Annotated in this window: 23 protein-coding genes; 13 read left to right on the top strand and 10 right to left on the bottom strand. The window is 62.6% G+C overall.

Going from position 1 to position 21,629, the window contains the following annotated elements; all coding sequences use genetic code 11:
• Positions 1-6: 6 nt before the first annotated feature.
• The 6 genes from nrdR (at position 7) to M0D67_RS07410 (ending at position 3,536) form a co-directional block, all read left to right on the top strand.
• Positions 7-489 carry a transcriptional regulator NrdR gene (nrdR, locus tag M0D67_RS07435; RefSeq protein WP_027799387.1) on the top strand — a complete coding sequence of 161 codons (483 nt, stop codon included), beginning with the start codon at positions 7-9 and terminating at the stop codon, positions 487-489.
• Positions 490-688: 199 nt separating this feature from the next.
• Entirely contained in the window at positions 689-1,255 is a 567-nt protein-coding gene (locus M0D67_RS07430) for a GspH/FimT family pseudopilin (protein WP_266238368.1), read from the top strand.
• A 41-nt stretch (positions 1,256-1,296) separates the two neighbouring features.
• Positions 1,297-1,710, top strand: a complete 414-nt coding sequence (locus M0D67_RS07425) for a prepilin-type N-terminal cleavage/methylation domain-containing protein (protein WP_154566599.1) — start codon at positions 1,297-1,299, stop codon at positions 1,708-1,710.
• Positions 1,711-1,718: 8 nt separating this feature from the next.
• Positions 1,719-2,516 (top strand): PilW family protein, encoded by a 798-nt coding sequence (locus M0D67_RS07420; RefSeq protein WP_266238366.1) that lies wholly within the window; start codon positions 1,719-1,721, stop codon positions 2,514-2,516.
• Between the two features lie 47 nt (positions 2,517-2,563).
• Positions 2,564-3,094 (top strand): hypothetical protein, encoded by a 531-nt coding sequence (locus M0D67_RS07415; RefSeq protein WP_266238364.1) that lies wholly within the window; start codon positions 2,564-2,566, stop codon positions 3,092-3,094.
• 10 nt (positions 3,095-3,104) lie between these two features.
• Positions 3,105-3,536, top strand: a complete 432-nt coding sequence (locus M0D67_RS07410; RefSeq protein WP_266238362.1) for a type IV pilin protein — start codon at positions 3,105-3,107, stop codon at positions 3,534-3,536.
• A gap of 106 nt (positions 3,537-3,642) precedes the next feature.
• Here M0D67_RS07410 and M0D67_RS07405 read toward each other — a convergent pair whose 3' ends face one another.
• The 3 genes from M0D67_RS07405 to M0D67_RS07395 form a co-directional block, all read right to left on the bottom strand.
• Positions 3,643-4,122 carry a DUF3318 domain-containing protein gene (locus M0D67_RS07405; protein WP_266238359.1) on the bottom strand — a complete coding sequence of 160 codons (480 nt, stop codon included), beginning with the start codon at positions 4,120-4,122 and terminating at the stop codon, positions 3,643-3,645.
• A gap of 126 nt (positions 4,123-4,248) precedes the next feature.
• Positions 4,249-4,635: a phage holin family protein gene (locus M0D67_RS07400; protein WP_093644691.1), complete on the bottom strand. Its 387-nt coding sequence runs from the start codon at positions 4,633-4,635 to the stop codon at positions 4,249-4,251.
• Positions 4,636-4,775: 140 nt separating this feature from the next.
• Entirely contained in the window at positions 4,776-5,078 is a 303-nt protein-coding gene (locus M0D67_RS07395) for a YqjD family protein (protein ID WP_094780836.1), read from the bottom strand.
• A gap of 341 nt (positions 5,079-5,419) precedes the next feature.
• Here M0D67_RS07395 and M0D67_RS07390 point away from each other — a divergent pair, with 341 nt between their 5' ends.
• Positions 5,420-6,058 (top strand): peroxiredoxin, encoded by a 639-nt coding sequence (locus tag M0D67_RS07390; protein WP_154566583.1) that lies wholly within the window; start codon positions 5,420-5,422, stop codon positions 6,056-6,058.
• A gap of 153 nt (positions 6,059-6,211) precedes the next feature.
• On the opposite strand, the gene M0D67_RS07385 is transcribed toward M0D67_RS07390, so the two are convergent.
• On the bottom strand, positions 6,212-7,402 hold the full coding sequence (locus M0D67_RS07385) for an acyl-CoA dehydrogenase (RefSeq protein WP_154566584.1): 1,191 nt from the start codon (positions 7,400-7,402) through the stop codon (positions 6,212-6,214).
• A gap of 112 nt (positions 7,403-7,514) precedes the next feature.
• Here M0D67_RS07385 and M0D67_RS07380 point away from each other — a divergent pair, with 112 nt between their 5' ends.
• Positions 7,515-8,300, top strand: a complete 786-nt coding sequence (locus M0D67_RS07380) for an IclR family transcriptional regulator (RefSeq protein ID WP_154566585.1) — start codon at positions 7,515-7,517, stop codon at positions 8,298-8,300.
• 39 nt (positions 8,301-8,339) lie between these two features.
• Here M0D67_RS07380 and M0D67_RS07375 read toward each other — a convergent pair whose 3' ends face one another.
• The gene (locus tag M0D67_RS07375) at positions 8,340-9,173 is read right to left on the bottom strand and encodes an EAL domain-containing protein (protein WP_266238617.1); all 834 of its coding nucleotides are present in this window, start codon (positions 9,171-9,173) and stop codon (positions 8,340-8,342) included.
• 401 nt (positions 9,174-9,574) lie between these two features.
• On the opposite strand from M0D67_RS07375, the gene hmgA reads away from it, so the two are divergent.
• Positions 9,575-10,921: a homogentisate 1,2-dioxygenase gene (gene hmgA, locus M0D67_RS07370; RefSeq protein ID WP_266238351.1), complete on the top strand. Its 1,347-nt coding sequence runs from the start codon at positions 9,575-9,577 to the stop codon at positions 10,919-10,921.
• On the top strand, positions 10,918-12,246 hold the full coding sequence (gene fahA / locus M0D67_RS07365) for a fumarylacetoacetase (protein ID WP_266238349.1): 1,329 nt from the start codon (positions 10,918-10,920) through the stop codon (positions 12,244-12,246). The genes hmgA and fahA overlap by 4 nt, the downstream gene beginning before the upstream one ends.
• Before the next feature lie 182 nt (positions 12,247-12,428).
• Here fahA and M0D67_RS07360 read toward each other — a convergent pair whose 3' ends face one another.
• The 3 genes from M0D67_RS07360 to M0D67_RS07350 form a co-directional block, all read right to left on the bottom strand.
• Complete coding sequence (locus M0D67_RS07360; protein WP_266238347.1) at positions 12,429-13,589, bottom strand: MFS transporter; 1,161 nt, start codon at positions 13,587-13,589, stop codon at positions 12,429-12,431.
• Between the two features lie 46 nt (positions 13,590-13,635).
• Positions 13,636-14,802, bottom strand: coding sequence for an MFS transporter (locus tag M0D67_RS07355; RefSeq protein ID WP_154566589.1), 1,167 nt, complete (start codon positions 14,800-14,802; stop codon positions 13,636-13,638).
• A 227-nt stretch (positions 14,803-15,029) separates the two neighbouring features.
• Complete coding sequence (locus M0D67_RS07350; protein ID WP_266238344.1) at positions 15,030-15,854, bottom strand: crotonase/enoyl-CoA hydratase family protein; 825 nt, start codon at positions 15,852-15,854, stop codon at positions 15,030-15,032.
• Between the two features lie 89 nt (positions 15,855-15,943).
• On the opposite strand from M0D67_RS07350, the gene M0D67_RS07345 reads away from it, so the two are divergent.
• Complete coding sequence (locus tag M0D67_RS07345; RefSeq protein WP_266238342.1) at positions 15,944-16,567, top strand: hypothetical protein; 624 nt, start codon at positions 15,944-15,946, stop codon at positions 16,565-16,567.
• Here the strand turns inward: M0D67_RS07345 and M0D67_RS07340 are convergent.
• A complete protein-coding gene (locus M0D67_RS07340; protein ID WP_200563714.1) occupies positions 16,564-17,562 on the bottom strand; it encodes a 2-hydroxyacid dehydrogenase in 999 nt (332 codons plus the stop codon). The two genes, M0D67_RS07345 and M0D67_RS07340, sit on opposite strands and share 4 nt — an antisense overlap.
• Before the next feature lie 214 nt (positions 17,563-17,776).
• A complete protein-coding gene (locus M0D67_RS07335) occupies positions 17,777-17,989 on the bottom strand; it encodes a hypothetical protein (RefSeq protein WP_266238339.1) in 213 nt (70 codons plus the stop codon).
• A 125-nt stretch (positions 17,990-18,114) separates the two neighbouring features.
• On the opposite strand from M0D67_RS07335, the gene aspT (M0D67_RS07330) reads away from it, so the two are divergent.
• Positions 18,115-19,797 (top strand): aspartate-alanine antiporter, encoded by a 1,683-nt coding sequence (gene aspT / locus M0D67_RS07330; protein ID WP_266238337.1) that lies wholly within the window; start codon positions 18,115-18,117, stop codon positions 19,795-19,797.
• 119 nt (positions 19,798-19,916) lie between these two features.
• Positions 19,917-21,599, top strand: coding sequence for an aspartate-alanine antiporter (gene aspT / locus M0D67_RS07325; RefSeq protein WP_266238335.1), 1,683 nt, complete (start codon positions 19,917-19,919; stop codon positions 21,597-21,599).
• Positions 21,600-21,629 lie beyond the last annotated feature (30 nt).

Below are 21,629 nucleotides of genomic sequence, written 5' to 3'. Positions count from 1 at the left end.
GCCGCCATGCACTGCCCCTTCTGCCGTCACGCCGATACGCAAGTTGTGGATTCCCGCGTATCCGAAGACGGCGCGACGATTCGCCGGCGCCGCCGCTGCCCGGCCTGCGACAAACGTTTCACGACGTATGAGCGGGTCGAGCTGGCGTTGCCGTCGGTCGTCAAGAAGGATGGCAGCCGCACGGAATTCGATCGCCGCAAGATCGTCGCAAGCATGCAACTGGCGCTGCGCAAGCGCCCAGTGGCAGCAGACGCGATCGACGCGGCAGTCGCCCGCATCGAGTATCAACTGCTCGGCAGCGGCGAGCGTGAGGTGCGCAGCGAGCGCCTCGGTGAACTCGTGATGAACGAGTTGCGTGCGCTCGATACGATTGCCTATGTTCGTTTCGCTTCTGTTTACCGGCGCTTCGAAGACGTCTCCGAATTCGAAGACGTGATCGAAGAATTTCGCCGCGCCTCTTCTCCTCCCAAGCCGTCCCGCAAGCGCTGATTGCTGTCGCGCCTGAAGTTGCGCGCCAGGTTCTGTTTTCCGCTGCGTAGGTTCGCGCATCTGCATCTCCGCTCCCGTCATGGTTCGTCACGCGTGCATTTTTGCGCGAGATAGCGTCTGAGTGCCACCTGGCCGTTCGGCCGATTGTTGACCCGCTCGTGAATCGCTAGATTGGCTGCATGCTTTGAAACGATCAGGGATGCAGATGAAATGGGATGCAGTCTGTTTGCGGCCGTGCCGCGGCTTTACGCTTGTTGAAACACTGGCTGTTGTTGCGCTGCTGGCGATAATCGCGGTGATGGCGACGCCGTCGTTCGTTGCATGGCACCTGCGGGACGAGGTTGACGCACGTGCGAAAGCGCTTGCCTCAACGCTCGCCTATGCGCGCAGCGAGGCATTGCGCCGCGGTGCTCGCGTCACCGTGTGCCGGATCGACGCGGCACGGCGTTGTCTTGCCGCAGGGCAAGCTTGTGGCAATGGCGTCACGGACTGGTCGTGTGGCTGGGCTGTATTGGCCGAACGGGGTGGCACGCTCTCACTACTGCGCGCGCATCCTTTGCTCGCAGCGGTCAGCATCACCGGGACGCAGACAAATCTCACGTTTACGCCGCCGGCGGGGCAGTTGATCGGCACGTTTCGCAGCTTTGAGATCGCGCCGCGCGCGCCGTCGAAAGCGACGCAAGGCGACAAGTGGCGACGCTGCATCCGCATCGCGGCGGGCGGGCGAGCGCGGATTGTCGAGGGCGCGTGTGGAGCGGCATCGTGAGCGGATATTCGTCGAATTCATGGGCGCGCAACTGCGCAGCAATGCGCTCAACGAGGCATAGGGGTAGTTCGCTGATTGAAGTGATGCTGGCCGTTGTCCTGATGGCGGTGACGGCGCTCGGGTTGATCGCCGGTCAATTGTGGACTGCGCGCGAAGCCCGTGCGATGGCAATGCGCGAGCACGCGGCATGGATAGCCGATTCCGTTGCCGAAGCAATGCGCGAGCCTTCGGCAGGCGATTCTGCGATCAGGCAATGGAGCGCGCGTGCAACGGCCTTGTTGCCGCATGGTGAGGCGTCGGTAGGGGAGCGCGGCGGTGTATCCGCCGCACGTGTCACGTGGACGGCCCTGCGCGACACGCCGCGGGCCGACGATGTCATCGACAAGCCCGAATCGTGCGGGGGTGCCGATGTTCCCCCAGGCTCCTCATGCGTTGTGCTGGCGTTCGCGAAATGACGCGGCGTATGGTTATCGCGCGTGGGCATACGCTCGTTGAGTTCGTGATTGCAATTGCGTTGGGGTTGGTGGTGACCGCCGGCGCGGTCGCGCTTTATGCAACGCAGCGTAACGTGTTCGAGCGCGCGGGTGATGCGATGCGGATCCGCGAAGCCGGCCTGGGCGCGCTTACGCTGATGGGCCAGCAAATTCAAATGGCCGGCTTTGTGCCCGCGGACGTCGTGAGGTTCAATGGTCCGCCACCGTTGTTCGGTTGTTCGGGCGGTCGCCCGACCGGCGCGGACGAGAGCGTTGCCTGCGAGGCGTTGCCGGGCCTCTCGGACGGCATCGTGGTTCGTTATGTCGGGGACAACGTTTCGACGTGGCCGTCAGCGACCGGCCAAACGACCGACTGTCTCGGCCAGGCGGTAACGAACAACAACGCGGCACTCGGCGGGCAGGGCGTGTTGGTGGTCAACCGATACTTCGCGAGAGTCAGCGGGTCGACGGGTGAGCCGGAGCTTTACTGCGAAGGCAATGGCAAGGCAGGGTCCGCGCAGCCGTTGGTCGAAGGCGTCGAGCGCGTGCGATTCAGGTACTGGCTGGCCGGTGGGCTGGCCGCAATAGATGCATCGGCGGTGACGGACGGCCAATGGGCAAAGATCGTCGCGGTCGATCTCTGCGTGCTCGTCCGCGGAGCGCCGCAAGGACGGCGTATGCGCTACATAGATTGCGACGGCGCGAGCACGCTTGGCGCCGACATGCGGGCGCGGCAGGCTTTCTGGCGACGGGTGGCGATACGCAATCACGCGGAGGATCCCCTGTGACAGAAGGGCTTTGCAATCCAACGCACCGCCGCGCGTCGTCGAAACATTTGACACGTCTTATCGGCACTGGTCGTCGATCTCGGGTTCGCAATCGCGGTACCGTCCTGCCGATCGTTTTACTGATTTCCGCGATGATGCTGACCACCTCCGCGGCCTGGTTCGAGACATCGCTTGCAGCGGCGCGCGGCGCCAACAACGTGCGCGACTATTTGCAGGCATTTCATGCCGCGGATTCGGCGCTGACCTTATGCGCCCGGAGCGTCGTCGCCGCGGCAGCTTTCGAGCCGCAGCCAGTGGCATCGCTCTCACCCGGCGAGCCGACGCAATGGAAGCACGAAGCTGCCTTTGAAGCCGGTGCCGTCGTGCCCGTCGCGCAATGGCCGGGATCGCTGCGTGCGCCGCAATGTTTGATCGAAGCGTGGCGTCTGGGCACTCGCGCCGATGCTCGAGCCTATTTACTGACGTCGCGTGGCTTCGGCCGGACCAGGGAGTCGCAGGTGTGGTTGCAGATGGAGCTCGTGATCGCAGGCGAACAGATCGAGCGCCATTGGCGTCGCGTTGCCGCACACCCATTTTGACGGGAGATTTATGGCGAGACCGCGCACATCCGCATTCACGCTACTGGAACTGATGATCGCGCTGGCAATAGCCGCCACGCTGGTCGTGTTTGCCGTGCCCTCGTACCGGAGCCATGTCGCGCGGACACATCGGGTCGACGCTGCGTCCGCCCTTTATCGCGCAGCGCAATTTGTCGAGGGATCGGCAAGCGATGGCCCCGCGACATTGCCGCCGGGTTTGGATCAGGCTCCGCAGTTCGGCACACCGATCTACCGGCTGCAAGTGCTACCGGCAGACGATGCAAACGGTGGTTATTCGGTAGAGGCCGTGCCGGTCGAAATCGGCCCCATGCGGGACGACGCTTGCGGCACTTTCACTCTGGACGCGACAGGGCTGCGAGGCAATAGAAGCGGCGCAAACGGTACAGCGCCGGCAAGCGGCGAATGCTGGAATACGAGCTAGGGACCGTTACTGCAGAACGCGAGTTGAGGCGTGCTAGTGCCCAAGGACCAGGCGACAAACTGCTGCTGCAAGGCGCACGCAGGAAGCGGTCGACGATCCCCGCGTTTCAGTACCCGCTATCAACCGTGTCTTCCTTGCTGTCGGCCGACGCAGCGGAATCATTCTTTATCTGCTTCCAGATTCGATACGCTTCCCAGCCGGCAAGCGCAAGGCTGCCCCATTTGAGTGCGGGTTTTGCACCTGCTGCAATAGTCGCGCGCAGCGGCTTCGCCAACAGCAGCGAAGCGATCGAACTGATGATCGGATACTGTTTGAGAAGCGCGCCAATGCTCCCTGCGTTGAGGAAGCTCGCCTTTGATCCGCGGCCCACGCGCATGCCACCGAAGCCGGGCAGAATGAATTTGAGCCAACTGAAGTGCGTGACTGCCTGCCGCAATTCGATGGTCGCCTGAGCGAGTTCCATGCGCTCGACATCCGCGCGCACCAGCAGCAGTTCCTTGCGTAGTGCCCGCAGGTGCGGCGCACTCAGATCTCTGACCTGGTGGCGTTTGTTGCGGAATGCGGTATCGGAATGGGTTTGGCTCATGGCGTGTCGGCGGCAGTGGAGGTGGGGCAGTAAAACTGTGCTGCAAATCGCTCGAGGTATTGACGAAGTCTCTTCGAAGGCGCGGGGCATGTGAGGTCCGCCCATGAGCCCGTTATGCCTGCTGCGTCACGGTTTGCGGAACACGTCGCGGTCTTTTTCGAACTCGGCAAGCGTGGCTTCGAACACCATGGGAGCGTTGCGCAAACCACTGCGCGCTTTCAAGGCACACGCTATCCCCGCGACGGCATAAACCACCGTGATGCCGGCGAGCGCTTGCCACCGGTAGGTGTCCCAGAACGCGATGGCGACCAGTGCGGTCAATGCGATCAAGGCCATCGTCGCGAGCATCATGGCGGCGAGGCCGAGGAACAGCACGCCGAGCAGACGGTCTTTTTCTTCGGCGAGTTCGATGCCGACCAGTTCAAGCCGTGTTTGCAAAATGGCAAACACGGATCCAATGATACGGCGCAACGGACTATGTTCGCCGTGCTGCGATTGTGTTTCGATCGTCATGGCTTTGGGCGTTGCGCGTGAATGCTTAGCCGGCGCGTGAAAACGAGCGCGCCAAAAGAAGCGGACCGGCCAGACGTGCGCCGGTCAACTCGATTCGCTGATGTGCCGGACGCGGATTCGCCCCGGCAGCCTCACCAGTGTTACTTGCGGTTGATCAACAGCCCCAGCAGTACGCCGACGCCCGCGGCGATGCCGATGGATGCCCACGGATGCTCATGCACGTAGTCGTCGGTGGCGCGTGCGGCCTTCTTGCCTTTCTCGACCACCACGACCTGCACGTCAGCCGCCTTTTCCTTAGCCTGCTTCAGGCGCGTAAGCGCCGTTTCACGCAGTTCCGAAGCGCGCTCGCCAGTAGCGCTCGCGGCCTGTTTCAGCAAATCTTCAGCGTCCGCGAGGACGGTTTTGATATCCGACATCAATCTCTCCTTGTTGACTTCCGACATTGACAGCTCCCCTTCGTCTCACGCCACGCGTGAATCGTAACCAAAGAAACGGCCGCTGGCGAGCGTAGCGCTCGATTCATGAACAATCGCACGAACCGTTCCTGGTTGAAGCAAAGCCTTAAAAACTCCACCCTTGCGGCGCAGGGCTGCAAAGTTTGCTTAAGATGGAGTTGATCTGTCCCGCAAAGTTTCCACTAAATCGGTGAAAATTACAAAAACGCATAAAGTAGTGACGCGATGTTGGTTAGTTGTTCACTGTCACTCCCGTATGCTGTACTTTTGCTGCGCGTTGCGGGCGAATGCTCGCGCGGAATGTCCGAATACAATCAAGGAGCTGCAATATGAGTCTACGTCTTGGCGATACCGCACCGGATTTCGAACAGGAGTCGAGTGTCGGCCGCATCAACTTCCACGACTGGCTAGGCGATAGTTGGGGCGTGCTGTTCTCGCACCCCGCCGACTTCACGCCGGTCTGCACGACCGAATTGGGTTTGACGGCGAAGCTGGCCGGCGAATTCGAGAAGCGCAATGTGAAGACGATCGCGTTGTCGGTCGACAGTGCCGAATCGCACAAGGAATGGATCAAGGACATCAACGAGACGCAGGCCGCCAATGTCGGCTTCCCGATTCTCGCCGACGGCGATCGCAAAGTCTCCGAGTTGTACGACATGATTCACCCGAACGCCAATGAAACCTTTACGGTCAGGTCGCTGTTCGTGATCGACCCGAAGAAAAAGGTGCGTTTGACCATTACATACCCGGCCAGCACCGGGCGCAACTTCGACGAAGTGCTGCGTGTGATCGACTCGCTGCAACTCACCGACAACCACTCGGTCGCTACGCCCGGCAACTGGAAGCAGGGAGACGACGTGGTGATCGTGCCGTCGTTGAAGGACGAAGAAGTCATCAAGCAGAAATTCCCGAAGGGCTATAAGGCCCTGCGCCCGTACCTGCGTCTGACGCCGCAGCCGAACAAGTAAGCGGCTGACGCGTCACGTAGCGCACCGCTAGCTGCAACGCGGCGGCGCAACGAAAAAAGGCCGGTTCAAAAAAGAACCGGCCTTTCCTTTCCTGCTGTTCGATTTTCCATTCAGCGGCCAGGACGAAACGCCGCCATCGGGGCACTCAGTGCATCAGAAAAACGCCTGAATCCCCGTTTGTGCGCGCCCGAGAATCAGCGCGTGAATGTCGTGCGTGCCTTCATACGTGTTCACGACTTCCAGATTGACCAGATGACGCGCGATGCCGAACTCGTCCGAGATACCGTTACCGCCGAGCATGTCGCGCGCGAGCCGTGCGATGTCCAGCGCCTTGCCGCACGAATTGCGTTTCATGATCGACGTAATTTCGACGGCGGCCGTGCCTTCATCTTTCATGCGGCCGAGACGCAGCACGCCTTGCAGGCCGAGCGTGATTTCGGTTTGCATGTCGGCGAGTTTTTTCTGGATCAACTGGTTCGCGGCGAGCGGCCGGCCGAACTGTTTGCGATCCAGCACGTACTGACGTGCCGTGTGCCAGCACGATTCCGCCGCGCCGAGCGCGCCCCAGGCAATACCGTAGCGCGCCGAGTTCAGGCACGTGAACGGACCGCGCAAGCCACTGACTTCGGGGAAGCGGTTTTCTTCCGGCACGAACACGTCGTCGAGAACAATCTCGCCGGTGATCGACGCACGCAGACCCACCTTGCTATGGATGGTCGGCGTGGACAGCCCCTTCCACCCCTTCTCGAGAATGAAGCCGCGGATCGAATCCTTGCCATCCTCTTCGAGCTTGGCCCACACGACGAACACGTCGGCGATCGGCGAATTGGTGATCCACATCTTCGCGCCTGACAGCAAATAGCCGCCGTCCACCTTCTTCGCCCGCGTGATCATGCTGCCCGGATCGGAGCCGTGGTTCGGCTCGGTCAGGCCGAAGCAACCGATCCATTCGCCGGTGACGAGCTTTGGCAGGTACTTCTGCTTTTGCGCTTCCGAGCCGAATTCGTAGATCGGGACCATGACGAGCGACGACTGCACCGACATCATCGACCGGTAGCCGGAATCGACGCGCTCCACTTCACGTGCGATCAGACCGTACGCCACGTAGTTCAGGCCAGGGCCGCCGTATTGCTCGGGAATCGTCGGGCCGAGCAGGCCGAGTTCGCCCATCTCGCGGAAGATCTCGATGTCGGTCTTCTCATGACGGAACGCTTCGAGCACGCGCGGCTGCAGCTTGTCCTGCGAGTACGCGGCGGCGGCGTCGCGCACCATGCGTTCGTCTTCGGTGAGCTGCTGATCCAGCAGCAGCGGGTCTTCCCAGTGAAACTGCGCGGCCTCTGCCATGACGTATCTCCTGATTTCCTGATTTCCTGCTTGACTAAAACGCGTTTGAGCTTGACTTAAGTTCCGCTATGCGAAACAATGTTTTGCAAACCACGCCCGAGTGTATCACCACATGACGCCCATATCTACTCTCTCCGAACCGCTTGACGAGCGCAAATTCGTCGTCGCCCTCGCACGTGGGCTGGATTTGCTGCGCGCGTTCAAGCCGGGCGAAACGATGCTCGGCAATCGCGATTTCGTCGAACGCACGGGCTTGCCGAAGGCGACCGTCAACCGTCTGGCCTACACGCTGACCGTGCTCGGCTATCTGCGGCTCGACGAAACGCTCGGTAAATATGCGCTGGACGCTGGGGTGCTGTCGCTCGGTTTCGCGCTGCTCTCGGGCACGGACACGCTCGAACTCGCGCGTCCGCACATGCGCACTTTCGCGCGCGAAGTGGGCGCGGCTGTGTCGCTCGGATGCCGTGACGGCCTCGACATGATTTATCTGGAGACGATCCGCAGTGAAACGGCGCTGACGCTCGGACTCGCCTCGGGCTCGAAACTGTCGATGCTGACCAGTTCGATGGGGCGCGCGTATCTGGCGGTGCAGCCATTGGATGTGCGCGCCGCCTTGCTGGTCGAGCTCAAGAAGTTAGCGGGCAAAGAGGGCGCTGCGTTGCTCGCCGATGCCGAAAAGGAAATCGAAGCCTTCGCCCAGGAACGCTGCTGCTACTCGTTCCGGGCATGGCATGACGACGTGAATGCGGTCGCGGTGCCGTTTCGCGAGCCGCGCGAAGGCCGCTGGCTGGTGCTCAGTTGCAGCGGGCCGGCGTCGTCGATGGGAGAGGATGTGTTCCGGGAAAGCGTTGCGCCGCGGCTGAAGGCGTTGGCGCGACGGTTGGGCGATACCGGTTGACGTGCCGGCCAGCGCCGCCGCGCGGCGTCAGCAGAATACTCACACCGCCCGATCGTGATAATGCGCGGTGAATAACGGCCCTTGTACGAAGCGCACGTCGTACTGCTGCAGCGCGAGGAACTGCGGCTCATCCATCACCCGATTGAAGATCAGTGGAACCCGCAGCCGGCTCGCATAGCCAACTAGCGGCTTCACCATCGCGTCGCGCAACGCGACCGCCGCATCCATCTTGATGAAGTCGAGCCGCGCCGTTTCCGACACCGACAGAATCTGCCCCGCGTTCGAGAGATTCCCCGCCACCTTGAAGCCGTAGCGCTGATAGCTCGTGGTCAGATAGCCGAGGAACGTCTTATGCGCGACCGCGGCCGCCGGCAACTCGATCACCACCCTCGACGGGTTCAGTCCGAACGACAGCAGCACGCTCGAGAAATGCCGTCCGTGGTCGTATTTGACGCTCTTGAGCAGGCGCTCGTGCACGCGCAGAAAGAGCAGCCCGTGCCGTTGCGCGCCGAAGAAATTGATGGCGTGCAGCGCGCGCGACATGCGGTCGAGGGCGACCAGTTCCTGATCGTCGGCGATATGGTCGAAGGGATCGAAGGCATCGAAGGGCGCGCCGTCGAGACGCTGCGTGACCGCCTGGAACCCGAGCTCATCGCCGAAACGATCCACGCCCTCGGCGCCCGACGACAACGACTGCGCCAACGCATGCACGCTGATATCGAAGATCGGCTCATAGGCACTGGCGAGTTCGACGCCGCCGAATTGCGCCAGCGCGATGTCGCTATGCACGCCGGTTCCCATCGCCAGATGTTCGCCGAGAAATGGGTGATCGGCGGCGCGTGCAATCAGGTTGGGGATGGTCGGCGGAATCATGTAGGCGAATGGATGGCGATAGGTGCGCACTCGGCGCCCGGCAACGCGACTCGGTTGCCGCATCCATTGATGGTAGCAGTCCGCGCCGCGCGCACTTGAACAAAATGCTCATAACGTTATCGGCCGAACGCTTGTCAGTACAGGCTGCCGCGGCTTTCGCGGCAAGTTTCCAGGGTATACGTTAATTTCACTATACGTAATTCGTTTTACTATACGTAAATTGCAGCGCGGTTGCGACGGCGGGCGCGTTTGTGTCTCCTTTGCGGGCGGCTTCTGCGTGGTCGGCGGACAGTCGGCGGTCAACGCGCTGCCACGCGGCAACGCGGCAGCCCATCCGAGCCGCGGACAGCCTGAGACAGACAGCGCACGCCGACAGATCAAGTATCAACGGAGAACCTTGCATGGATACCCCAACACGCACGCCGAATACCGCCAGATCGCGACTCGAAATCGAGCCGGGTTACCAGTCGGGATTCGCGAACGAATTCGCTACGGAGGCTTTGCCGGGCGCGCTGCCCGAAGGCCGCAACTCGCCGCAACGTCCGGCCTATGGCTTGTACGCCGAGCAACTGTCGGGCACCGCGTTCACTGCGCCGCGTGGACATAACCGCCGTTCGTGGCTGTACCGGATTCGTCCGGCGGCCGTTCACAAGCCGTTCACGCTGCTGCCCTCGGAGCGGCTCGTCGCCAACTTCGCCGAGGTGCCACCAACGCCGCCTAACCAGTTGCGCTGGGATGCGTTGCCGATGCCCGCCGAGCCGACTGATTTCGTCGACGGCTGGATAACGATGGCGGGCAACGGCTCAGCCGAAGCGATGAACGGCTGCGCGATCCACCTGTACGCGGCGAACCGCTCGATGAATGATCGCTTCTTCTACAACGCCGACGGCGAATTGCTGATCGTGCCGCAGGAAGGCCGCCTGCAGATCGCCACCGAAATGGGCCGACTCGATGTCGAGCCGTTCGAGATCGCGGTGATCCCGCGCGGCGTGCGCTTCGCGGTGAGCCTGCCGGACGGCACCGCGCGCGGCTATATCTGCGAGAACTTCGGCGCCCTGCTGCGTCTGCCGGACCTCGGCCCGATCGGCTCGAACGGCCTCGCCAATCCGCGCGATTTCCTCACGCCGCATGCTGCTTACGAAGACCGCGAAGGCGACTTCGAACTCGTTGCCAAAATGAACGGCAACCTGTGGCGCGCGGATATCGGCCATTCACCGCTCGACGTGGTGGCGTGGCACGGCAACTACGCGCCGTACAAATACGATCTGCGTCGCTTCAACACGATCGGTTCGATCAGCTTCGACCATCCGGACCCGTCGATCTTTCTGGTGCTGCAATCGCAAAGCGATACCCCGGGCGTCGACACGATCGACTTCGTGATCTTCCCGCCGCGCTGGCTCGCGGCCGAAGATACGTTCCGGCCGCCCTGGTTCCATCGCAACGTCGCGAGCGAATTCATGGGCCTTGTGCACGGTGTGTACGACGCGAAGGCGGAGGGCTTCGTGCCGGGCGGCGCGAGTCTGCATAACTGCATGTCGGGTCATGGGCCGGACGCGGACACCTTCGAAAAAGCGTCGCATGGCGATACGTCCACGCCGAAGAAAGTCGGCGACACGATGGCCTTCATGTTCGAAACGCGCACGCTGATCAAGCCGACCCGCTTCGCGCTCGAAACCGCGCAATTGCAGGCGAATTACTACGAGTGCTGGCAAGGTCTCAAGAAACACTTCAACCCGGAGCAACGATGAGCGCATTGAGCGATCTTCAGGCGACGCTCGATCCGTCGCGCAAGAGCTGGGTCGAGTCGGCTAACGATTCGACCAACGATTTTTCGATCCAGAATCTGCCGTTCGGTATTTTCAGCGACAGGACCAACGGCGCGCGCCGCGTGGGCGTGGCGATTGGCGATGAGATCGTCGATCTGCGTGTTCTCAAGGCTGCCGGCTTGCTCAAGCTCTCGACCGCCTCGGCCGGTCAACCGATTGCGACGAAGGACTGGGCGTTCGAGCAACGCACCCTCAACGATTTCATCTCGCTTGGCCGCGATACGTGGCGCAGCGTGCGCATCCAGTTGAGCCATCTGCTGGCACGCGATACCGCGACCTTGCGCGACGACACCGCCTTGCGTGCGAAAGCACTGGTGCGTCAGTCCGATGCGCAACTGCATCTGCCGGTGCAGATCCCGGGTTACACGGATTTCTATTCGTCGAAGGAGCATGCGACGAATGTCGGCTCGATGTTCCGCGACCCGAAGAATGCGCTGTTGCCGAACTGGTCGGAGATGCCGATCGGCTACAACGGACGCGCATCGTCGGTGGTGGTGAGCGGTACGCCGGTGCGGCGTCCGAACGGCCAGTTGAAACTGCCGGATCAGGAGCGTCCGGTGTTCGGCGCATGCCGCAAGCTGGATATCGAGCTGGAGACGGGTTTCGTGATCGGTAGCGGCAATACACTGGGTGAGCCGATTGCCTGTGCCGATGCCGAAGCGCACATCTTCGGCATGGTGCTGCTGAACGACTGGAGCGCGCGCGATATCCAGCAATGGGAATACGTGCCGCTCGGCCCGTTCAATGCGAAGACATTCGCGACCACGATCTCGCCGTGGATCGTGACGCTCGACGCGCTCGAACCGTTCCGTGTCGAGCAGCCCGCTCAGGAGCCGCAGCCGCTGGCGTACTTGCGCCACGACGGCAAGCACGCGTTCGACATCTCGCTTGAAGTGATGCTGCGGCCGCAAGCGGCCAAGCAGGCCACCACGATCTCGCGGACCAACTTCAAACACATGTACTGGACGATGGCGCAACAGCTCGCGCATCACACGGTATCGGGCTGCAATACGCGGGTCGGCGATCTGATGGGTTCGGGCACGATCAGTGGCCCGACCGCCGACTCATGCGGCAGCCTGCTCGAGTCCACATGGAACGGCAAGAATCCGTTGGAGTTGAAAGAGGGCGGCACACGCGGGTTTATCGAAGACGGCGACGAACTGACGCTCGCCGGATGGTGCCAGGGCGATGGGTATCGTGTGGGCTTCGGCACGTGTGTCGGGGAGATTCTGCCGGCGCGGAAGTAGAGGAGAGGTACAGCAGACCTAGCGCGGAAATCACGCGGAAGGAAGCGCTATGCAAAACGGGGAAGCCATCGCGGCTTCCCCGTTTTCGTATCCCGAGGCGAGCGTGGTTCGACGGCTCAACGGCTCAACACCTCAACGCAGCAAGGCAACAACGCAACAACACCGCAGCCGCAGCCGCACCCTCAGCCGATTGCCCGCATCGGCGCACGCCGCTTTTCCCACCAAGCCGCACCAAGAAACGCGAGCGCAGCAACCAGAAGCACACCGACCATCGCGTCGTTGCCAACCCCCTTCATCAACGCGCCGGCCACCAGCGGCCCACCGAAACTGGCCGCGCTCCACGACGCCCCCACCACCGAACTTGCCGACACCAGCGCGACACCGCGAAACCGCTCGCCACAGGCGACCAGCGACAGCGTATAGATCGCCCCAGCCGTCGCGCCGAGTACATAGAGCAACGGCCAGCACAGCCACGGCGAATTGATCGCCCAGGGCAGCAACGGCAGCAATACCACGACGATCACGCCGCAGCCGATATGCACGCGTTCGCGGCCGAGCCGGTCGGCGAGCCAGCCGATCGGAAACTGCATCGTCGTATCGCCGAGCAGCAGGGCCGACGCGAACAGCACGGCCACCTCGCTCGTGATGCCGTGCGACATCGCGAAGAGCGGCAGCAGCGACAGTGCGATCGTATCGAACAACGCGAAAAAACCCGTCCCGATCACGAGCGCCGGCATCTGCGGCAGCACATGGCGCCAACTGCCGTGCGCGGCGTGTTCATCCTTCAACGCTTGCGGCGTCTTGCGGATGCTGGCGAGCGCGGGCAAGGCCAGCAGGAAGATCGTGCCGCAAATCAGGAAGCGCCAGTGCGTGAGGTCGGCGATCTGGCTCACCAGCACCGGACCCGACATCTGGAATAGCGTGAAGTTGGTTGCATAGATCGCGATGACCCGGCCGCGGGTGGCGTCGTCAGCGAGCTGGTTGACCCATGCTTCGCTGATCGTGAAGAGCAGCATCAGTGCCGCGCCGCAGAGTACGCGCAACGCGGCCCATAGCCACAGGTTCGAGCTGAGTTGCATCAGCGCGGTGGCGACCCCAACCGTCAGCACTGCGCCAACGATCACCTGCCGGCCGCCGCAGCGCGCCGCGATCCAGGCTGCCACCGGCACGACGAGCAGGCCGCCGCCCGCTTGCGCGGCGGTCAGGAGACCGACCACATCGGTGCCATAGCCGGCTTGCGTCAGCGCGAGGGCAGTGAGGGGAAGTGTGGCGCCGCTGCCGAGTCCGACCACGGCAACACTAAGAATCAGAGCGAGGAAATCGCGAGTGAAGATGACTTTCATCGGCGGAGATGCTACTACGGCCGCGAGTCATTCGCACCTGCCTCGGTTATCCGGCCACGGCCATCCGTTGCGCGCGCCGGTCGATCGACACCGACCACAGCGTCAGCGCCAGCGCGCCGATCGAGGTCGCCACGCCGACCCACGGCAGCGTGGTGAGCGGCGCGCCCGCGCCGATTGCCATGCCGCCGAGCCACGCGCCCGTTGCATTGCCGAGGTTGAACGCGCCTTGATTCAGAGTCGACGCCAGATTCGGCGCATGGCTCGCGCGGTCGACGATCAGCATTTGCAGCGGCGGCACGATCGCGAAGGCCAGAATGCCCCACACGAAGATCGTGATCATGGCCGGAATCTCGGCGTGCATCGTGCCGGCGAAGATCGTCAGGATGACGACGATCGCCAGCAGAAACGCGACCAGCGAGGGCAGCAGCCGCCAGTCCGCGAGCTTGCCGCCGAGCGTGCTGCCCACCGTCAAGCCGAGGCCGAACAGCAACAGCACGAAGGTGACCGCATGTGGCGTGAAACCGGTCACGTCTTCGAGAATCGGCGTGATGTACGTGAAGGTGGAAAACAGGCTGGCCGACGCGAGCACGCTGATGCCGAGCACCATCAGTACTTGCGGATTCTTCAACACGCTGAATTCGCGCACGAGGCTCGCCTTCTGCATCTCGATCTTCGCCGGCAGGCACACGGCGAGCGCGCCCGCGGCGAGAATGCCGATGCCGGTCACGGCCCAGAAGGTCGCACGCCAGCCCACCGCCTGGCCGAGCGCCGTGCCGAGCGGTACGCCAAGCACGTTGGCGAGCGTCAAGCCGGTGAACATCAGGGCGATGGCCTGCGCGCGACGGTTCGGCGCGACCAGACCGGCCGCGACCACTGAACCGATGCCGAAGAACGCGCCATGGCAAAACGCCGTGACGATGCGCGCGGCCATCAGCACCGCGTAGCCCGGCGCGATCGCGCACAGCAGATTACCGACGATGAAGACGCCGATCAGACTCATCAACGCCTTCTTGCGCGGCATGTTGGCCACGGCTATCGCGACGATTGGCGCGCCGATGGTGACGCCGAGTGCATAAGCCGACACCAGCATGCCGGCCGCCGGGATCGACACGGACAGATCGCGCGCGACATCGGGCAGCAGCCCCATGATCACGAATTCAGTGGTACCGATTCCAAAAGCGGCAACGGCGAGGGCGAGCAGGGGCAAAGGCATGATGACGGAGCGTGAATCGGCGCGACGGGAAGCGTCGTGCGGCAGGCGCGCATTTTTCGGGACGAGAACGCATACGCCATGCGAGGGGAAAACAGTAGGGGATTCTACCTAAGTCAAAACACCCTTGCTGAGCGTCAAGCAGGCTGTTGTTTTTTGCTGAAAGCCCGCCTGGGAGGGTGCATTGGGAATGCACTCGACAGCACATTGCCTCGTGGAATGGGGCCGTTTTATGGCGTGCTTTCGTCTGACTTGAAAGTGTTGCCGTGACGACCGGCGCCTTCGGCAAAACGCGCGGCACCCGCGACACCTTCGTCGAATACTGCCTGATAGCCGCCGGCGCCTTCGCGCTGCAGCGCGAGAGCAAGATCCTCGAGCGTGCTGTTTTCCAATACGGAGCGGCGGTCCGCCAGCAGCGCCGCTTGCGGAAAGGCCGCGAGTTCAGCGGCCAACTGTTCTGCCGCCGCGCGTGCCTCGCCCTTGCGCACGACGCGGTTGGCGAGGCCGAAGCTGAGCGCTTCCTGGGCATCCACCGCGCGGCCGGTCAGAATCAGGTCGAGTGCTCGCGACAGTCCGATCAGACGTGGCAAGCGGATCGTGCCGCCATCGATTAGCGGAATTCCGACACGCCGGCAGAACACGCCGAGCACGGCATCTTCTTCGACGATGCGCAGATCGCACATCGCGGCCAGTTCGAGACCGCCCGCGACCGCGTAGCCGGCAATCGCGGCAATCACCGGTTTGCTGAAGCTCATACGCGTCGGTCCCATTGGACCGGGACCGCTGCCGTCGGCATGCAGTTCATTGCGACGGGCCTCGTCGGCGAGCGCGGTGAGATCCGCACCGGCGCAGAAGGTGCCGCCCGCGCCGAACAGCACGGCCGCGCGCCATGCCGGCTCCGCTTCGAAGTGGCGGAAGGCGGCGCTGAGCGCTTCCGCAGTAGGACGGTCAACGGCATTACGCCGCGCGGGCCGTGAGAGGACGATAGTGGCGACGCCGGTGTCCTCATTGGCTTCGATGCACACATGTTCATTTAGATTTTGCGTGGTTATCATCGTTGTGTCCGTAAAGGTTCGCGTCCGGCCGCTCATGCCGGATGTTCATGCGCTGCGCTCATGCAGTGCGACTAATACCGTTGGTTGTCATGCATCTTTCACAATCGGCTCGTAGCGTTAGCGCTCTTTTAACGCGCTGGCGTTTTTTTGCTAGCTTATCGAGCCCGCCTTTGCCCTTGTCCAATTCATCGCCCTCAGCCGCGCCGGCCTCTGCCGAGACGGTTTGGACCGTGCCTCTGCATGAACATGAACATCCATGGTACGACCATGTGCGCCTGAAACGCGTATTCGTGACTGACGGCACGCGCCATCAGGTAGTCATGGTCGATGCGCGCAAGTTGCTGGAATGCGCGGATCGCGACAACACCGATTACGTGTTGAAGCCGGTTGCCGAATGGCATTCGGGCAAGGTGCGTGGCATTCGCGAGTTTCTCGATCCGGAGAATCCGCGCATTCCTCAGATGCCGTACGTGACGATCTCGACGCGTCGCGCGCCGGGTCTGCTGGGCTGGTTCGGTCTCGAGCGCGAGGGCGTGGTGGCGTTTCGCAACGGGCAGCATCGCGCGCGCTATCTGGCCGATGCGGGCGCGCGCTGGTTTCCGGTGGAAGTGCACGAACGCGAGGCGGCCTTGCTGCGCGAGATATGCGGCGCAGCGGACGACGCCCGCACGGTAATCCGCCCGACTACCGTGGATGGCAGCGGCACTCCCTAACTTCGCGCCTGTACGACGTTGCGCGGCGTGCCGGCCTGCCATGCCGCGACGTTCTCGAGCGTGGTCTGCGCGATCTCGTTCATCGCCTCGCGCGTGAAGAATGCCTGGTGCGCGGTGACGATCACGTTCGGGAACATCAATAGACGCGCCAGCACGTCGTCCTGCAACGGCAGGTTCGAGTGGTCCTCGAAAAAGAGGCCGCCTTCTTCCTCGTACACGTCGAGCCCGAGATGGCCGAGCTGGCCATCTTTCAACGCGCCAATCAGCGCATTGCTTTCGACAAGTCCGCCGCGCCCCGTGTTGATCAGCATCGCGCCACGCTTCATCTTCGCGAGCGCGGGCCCGTCGATCAGATGGTACGTGCCGGGCACCAGCGGACAATGCAGGCTGACAACGTCGCTTTCGGCGAGCAGGGTGTCGAGCGGCACGTAACGCGCGCCGAGGGCAAGCAGATCCTCGGCCGGCGTACCTGGGTCATGAGCGAGCACCTGCATGCCGAAGCCCGCCATGATGCGGCCGAACACGCGGCCGATCATGCCGGTGCCGATCACGCCCACAGTCTTGCCGTGCAGATCGAAGCCGAGCAGCCCATGCAGCGAGAAATCGCCTTCACGGGTGCGCGCGACCGCGCGCGGCAAGCGCCGGTTCAGCGCCAGAATCAGACCGACCGCATGTTCGGCGACCGCGTGCGGCGAGTAGGCCGGCACACGTGCAACCGTCATGCCGAGACGCTCGGCTGCGGCCAGGTCGACGTGATTGAAGCCCGCCGAGCGCAACGCGATCATGCGTGTGCCGCCGGCATGAAGACGTTCCAGGACGGCGGCGTCGACGTTGTCGTTGACGAACGGGCAGACCACTTCGTAGCCCTCGGCGAGGATCGCGGTTTCGACATCGAGGTGCGATTCCTGGAAGTGCAGTTCATAGCGATGCGTGCCGTTGGCCTCGCCGAACGTGTCGCTGTCGTATTGGCGGCTGCTGAACAGGATCATGCGCATGAATGGCTCCGAAGGATGCGTGCCGGCGTGGTGAATGCCGACTTACGAGGCGGCAGGCGGGCACGTCAGTATATCGGCCCTTTATGGTAATGACCGCTGCTTGCGATGCACGGTCCGAAAACCATTCCGCCCTTTACTAAAGATCATCTTTTGCGAAGCGAAAACGGTCGCAATTGAAAATCATATTGACAGCGATGCCGAACTACAATATTTATTAAAAAAGCAGTCCCAATAAAACATGTTCAATCATGCCAAGAGAGAACCGGCCGCCAGCAGAACGTGCCCTTTTCAGGCGTCGGACAAACTTCGCGAGGAAAGCGCGATTGTCGAACTTGCTGAAAAGTATTTCACTATCGCTATCGTCGCTGCATTGCGGCATATCTTCTTTGGCGCCGAGAGCGTCATGCCATTGCCATAAACTTTCCATTCAATGGAATTCGGTGATGCCGGATGAGTAATTCCTGAGTCGGGTTGACTCGGATCGAATTCATTTCAAATTCCAGAAAGATTTTTTCATCTTTCTGCTAATAAACCGTAAATCGGCGAGCCAACATGATCGGTGAATTGCTGAGGTCTCAACCGGAGATCGCGCTGTTCGCAAGCCTTGCAATCGGATATTTCATTGGTTCGTTTCGCGTGGGGCCAATTCAGTTGGGCGGCGTCTGCGGCACGTTGATCGTGGCCTTGCTGTTGGGGCAGACGGGCGCGCGGCTTGCCCCCGATCTGAAGAACATCGCCTTCGCGCTGTTCATCTTTGCGCTGGGTTTCACCGGTGGACCGCAGTTCTTTGCCAACATTGGCCGGGGCTGGCGCTATGGCTTGCTGTCGGTGGTCGAGATCGTCTCGGTGCTGGTGCTGATCATGATCGCGGTCTTCGTGATGCGGGTCGACGCCGGTACGGCGGCCGGTTTGCTGGCCGGTGCGGCGACGGAGTCGGCCGTGATCGGTACGGCTTCGGAGGCGATTGCCAAGCTCGGCTTCAGCGACGCTGAGACGCTGCGCCTGCAGGCCAACATCGTGACCGCGTACAGCGTGAGCTACCTGTTCGGCCTGATCACCATCGTCCTGTTCACCAGTCAGTTTGCGCCGCTGCTGCTGCGCATCAATCTGCGCGAAGAAGCCGAGCGCGTGTGGCACAAGCTCGGCGGCGACGGTGCCTTCGGCGAGGGCCAGCGGGCTGCGGCCCCGGCGCTCGTGGGCCGCGCGTTCCGGGTCGGCACGGCGGCCGGCGCGACGATCCAGGCGCTCGAACAGAAGCACGGCTTCAACCTGACCATCGAGCAGGTTCGGCGCAACGGAGCCGACGTGCCGGTCGAGCCGCAACTGACGTTGGCCGTTGGCGACCTGATTCTCGTGGGTGGGCGGCGCGAAGCAATGGTCGCCGCGGCTACCAGCCTCGGTGAAGAAGTGGCTGACGCCGGCTTCGGTCAGATCATTGCGGAGAAGCTCGACGTCGTGCTGACGCGCAGCGACGCGCACGGTCTGACGGTCGCGCAGTTGCGCGAACGGGCGAAGCCGGAGGAAGGGCGCGGCATCTACATCGCGGCCGTCACGCGGCTTGAAACCACGGTGCCAGCGCTGCCCGGCACCGAGCTCAATCGTGGCGACGTGCTGACGCTGGTGGGCGCGAAAGCCGACGTCGAGCGTGGTGCGCGGAATCTTGGCTACGTGCTCACCGCGACCCAGAAAACCGACTTCGTCTATCTCGGCCTGGGCGTGCTGCTCGGCATGGCGATCGGCCATCTCGGCGGGCGCATCGGCGGTGTGTCGATCGCGCTCGGCACGGGCGGCGGCTGTCTGCTCTCAGGGTTGCTGTTCGGCTGGATCCGTTCGCGTCATCCGTTGGTCGGCTCGCTGCCTTCGGCCGCCGCGCAAATTCTCAAGGACTTCGGCCTTGCCACCTTCATTGCCGCCGTCGGCCTGTCGGCGGGGCCCGATGCCATCAAGCTGGTGCGCGAATACGGTCTGGCGCTGCCCGTCGCCGGCATCCTGATGGTGCTCGTGCCCGGCCTGTTGTCGCTCTGGATCGGCCGCGCGTTTCTCAAGCTCGAAGCGCCCATGCTGCTCGGCGCCATTGCCGGTCAGCAATGCAGCACGCCGGCGATCAGCGCGCTGGTCGGCGTAACCGGCAATTCGACGCCCGTGATCGGCTACACGATCACCTATGCACTCTCGAACATTCTGCTGCCGTTGATGGGGCCGGTCGTCGTCGGCCTCGCCGGGAAGTTCGGCTAGGCGGAGCAGATGGGCTGCGCGCGGCGTGGCGCGCAGTCGACCGCATATGGATGCCGTGAGGTTCGTATGCGCATGCAGCACCCAGTACTCAGTATCGCAAACTATCCAGCGAGGGCATGATGGACTGGCTACATCACATTTTTCAGAAATCACCCGAGATTGCGCTGTTTCTGTCACTTGCAGCCGGCTATTTCATCGGGCAGATCAACTTCGGCAAATTCCAGTTAGGCGGCGTAGGCGGTTCATTGCTGGCCGCGGTCCTGATCAGTCAGGCGGGCGTGACGATCGACAACGGCGTGAAATCGGTGATGTTCGCCGTGTTCATTTACGCGGTCGGCTACGACTCCGGGCCGGGCTTCTTCAACTCGCTGAACCGCAAGACGCTGCGTGAGATCGCGATGGCGATCTTTCTCGCCGTCACCGCACTGATCACCGTGGTGATCTGCGCGAAGCTGTTCCATCTGAACAAGGGACTCGCCGCCGGACTCGCGGGCGGCGCGCTGACGCAGTCGGCGATCATCGGCACGGCCGGCGACGCCATCGCGCGTCTCGGTTTGCCCGCCGATCAGGTCAAGTCGCTGCAATCCGACGTGGCGATTGCCTACGCGGTGACCTACGTGTTCGGCTCGCTCGGCGCCATCATTGTCTGCGTGAACATCTTGCCGAAGTTCATGGGGCAGAGTCTGCGCGACGCCTCGATCGAAGCGGAGCGTGAACTGTCTGCAGGTTCGTCTTCACTCGGAGCGGGGCAAATTCGTGCGTTGCCCGAACTGGTGGGGCGTGCGTACAAGATCGATGTCAGCGCCGGGAAAACGGTCAAGGCAGTCGAGACCCTGCATCAGGACATGTTGACGATCGAGCGGATCCGGCGTGATGGCCAGCCACTCGATCCGGCGCCCGATCTTGTGTTGAAACCCGATGACGTGGTGCTGGTGGTCGGCCGCCGCGAGGCTGTGGTCGAATTTGGCGCGAGTGGAGGCGAGGTGGCTACCGCCGAGGACGTCGGCGTCGTCATGCAATCGCGGGAAGGCGTGTTCACGCGCAAAGGCATGAACCACACCACGATCGCCGCTGCGCGCGAAGTCGTGGATCGCGACATGCGCCACGGCGTCTATCTCCAGAGCGTTTCGCGTGCCGGCCAGCCGCTGCCGGTTCTACCCGAAACCAAGCTCGAGCACGGCGATGTCATCACATTCTACGGTTCGCCTAAAGACACCAAGCGCGCCGTCGATGCAGCCGGCTACGAGCTGCCGTACAGCAACAAGACCGACTTCATCTATATGGGCGTCGGCCTCGTGCTCGGTCTGCTGATCGGCCTAATCGTCCTCAACGTGGGCGGCATTCCGCTCACACTCGGTTCGGGTGGTGGCTGTCTGCTGGCCGGTTTGCTGTTCGGCTGGATGCGCGGCAAGCATCCGATGTACGGCGCGATGCCGGCGGCGGCTTCGCAGTTGCTGAAGGACTTTGGTCTCGCGGCATTCGTGGCGGTGGTCGGCTTGAACTCCGGCTTGCAGGCGGTCGTGACGGTCAAGCAGAGCGGCATGACGATCTTTCTGCTCGGCGTGTTCGTCACCTTGTTCCCCCTGCTCCTGACCATGTTGTTCGGCCGCTACGTGCTGGGCTACAAGAACGCGGCGATTCTAGCCGGCGCGCTGTCGGGCTCGCGCAGCGCCAACCCGGCGTTCGGCGGCGTGCTCGACAAGGCGGAAAGCGCCGTGCCGACCGTGCCGTTCGCGATCACCTATGCGATTGCGAACGTCGCGTTGACGTTGCTCGGACCGCTAGTGGTCGGGCTGGTTTAGCCGGGTTTAGTACACGCATCTATCGATCTC

This window comes from Paraburkholderia sp. SECH4, from assembly GCF_030511745.1.
In the GTDB taxonomy this organism is placed as follows: domain Bacteria; phylum Pseudomonadota; class Gammaproteobacteria; order Burkholderiales; family Burkholderiaceae; genus Paraburkholderia; species Paraburkholderia madseniana.
Note: the sequence above shows the minus strand (reverse complement) of the source record. Positions and strands in the feature narration are given on the sequence as shown.

What these genes read in the sequence shown, in the direction of transcription:
- aspT (WP_266238337.1), top strand. Translation starts at nt 18,115, where the DNA reads ATGATCGGTGAATTGCTGAGGTCTCAACCGGAGATCGCGCTGTTCGCA.
- nrdR (WP_027799387.1), top strand. Translation starts at nt 7, where the DNA reads ATGCACTGCCCCTTCTGCCGTCACGCCGATACGCAAGTTGTGGATTCC.
- M0D67_RS07410 (WP_266238362.1), top strand. Translation starts at nt 3,105, where the DNA reads ATGGCGAGACCGCGCACATCCGCATTCACGCTACTGGAACTGATGATC.
- M0D67_RS07380 (WP_154566585.1), top strand. Translation starts at nt 7,515, where the DNA reads ATGACGCCCATATCTACTCTCTCCGAACCGCTTGACGAGCGCAAATTC.
- M0D67_RS07355 (WP_154566589.1), bottom strand. Translation starts at nt 14,802, where the DNA reads ATGCCTTTGCCCCTGCTCGCCCTCGCCGTTGCCGCTTTTGGAATCGGT.
- M0D67_RS07425 (WP_154566599.1), top strand. Translation starts at nt 1,297, where the DNA reads ATGCGCTCAACGAGGCATAGGGGTAGTTCGCTGATTGAAGTGATGCTG.
- M0D67_RS07400 (WP_093644691.1), bottom strand. Translation starts at nt 4,635, where the DNA reads ATGACGATCGAAACACAATCGCAGCACGGCGAACATAGTCCGTTGCGC.
- M0D67_RS07340 (WP_200563714.1), bottom strand. Translation starts at nt 17,562, where the DNA reads ATGCGCATGATCCTGTTCAGCAGCCGCCAATACGACAGCGACACGTTC.
- aspT (WP_266238335.1), top strand. Translation starts at nt 19,917, where the DNA reads ATGGACTGGCTACATCACATTTTTCAGAAATCACCCGAGATTGCGCTG.
- M0D67_RS07350 (WP_266238344.1), bottom strand. Translation starts at nt 15,854, where the DNA reads ATGATAACCACGCAAAATCTAAATGAACATGTGTGCATCGAAGCCAAT.
- M0D67_RS07360 (WP_266238347.1), bottom strand. Translation starts at nt 13,589, where the DNA reads ATGAAAGTCATCTTCACTCGCGATTTCCTCGCTCTGATTCTTAGTGTT.
- M0D67_RS07405 (WP_266238359.1), bottom strand. Translation starts at nt 4,122, where the DNA reads ATGAGCCAAACCCATTCCGATACCGCATTCCGCAACAAACGCCACCAG.
- hmgA (WP_266238351.1), top strand. Translation starts at nt 9,575, where the DNA reads ATGGATACCCCAACACGCACGCCGAATACCGCCAGATCGCGACTCGAA.
- fahA (WP_266238349.1), top strand. Translation starts at nt 10,918, where the DNA reads ATGAGCGCATTGAGCGATCTTCAGGCGACGCTCGATCCGTCGCGCAAG.
- M0D67_RS07430 (WP_266238368.1), top strand. Translation starts at nt 689, where the DNA reads ATGCAGATGAAATGGGATGCAGTCTGTTTGCGGCCGTGCCGCGGCTTT.
- M0D67_RS07395 (WP_094780836.1), bottom strand. Translation starts at nt 5,078, where the DNA reads ATGTCGGAAGTCAACAAGGAGAGATTGATGTCGGATATCAAAACCGTC.
- M0D67_RS07345 (WP_266238342.1), top strand. Translation starts at nt 15,944, where the DNA reads ATGCATCTTTCACAATCGGCTCGTAGCGTTAGCGCTCTTTTAACGCGC.
- M0D67_RS07420 (WP_266238366.1), top strand. Translation starts at nt 1,719, where the DNA reads ATGGTTATCGCGCGTGGGCATACGCTCGTTGAGTTCGTGATTGCAATT.
- M0D67_RS07335 (WP_266238339.1), bottom strand. Translation starts at nt 17,989, where the DNA reads ATGGAAAGTTTATGGCAATGGCATGACGCTCTCGGCGCCAAAGAAGAT.
- M0D67_RS07390 (WP_154566583.1), top strand. Translation starts at nt 5,420, where the DNA reads ATGAGTCTACGTCTTGGCGATACCGCACCGGATTTCGAACAGGAGTCG.
- M0D67_RS07385 (WP_154566584.1), bottom strand. Translation starts at nt 7,402, where the DNA reads ATGGCAGAGGCCGCGCAGTTTCACTGGGAAGACCCGCTGCTGCTGGAT.
- M0D67_RS07375 (WP_266238617.1), bottom strand. Translation starts at nt 9,173, where the DNA reads ATGATTCCGCCGACCATCCCCAACCTGATTGCACGCGCCGCCGATCAC.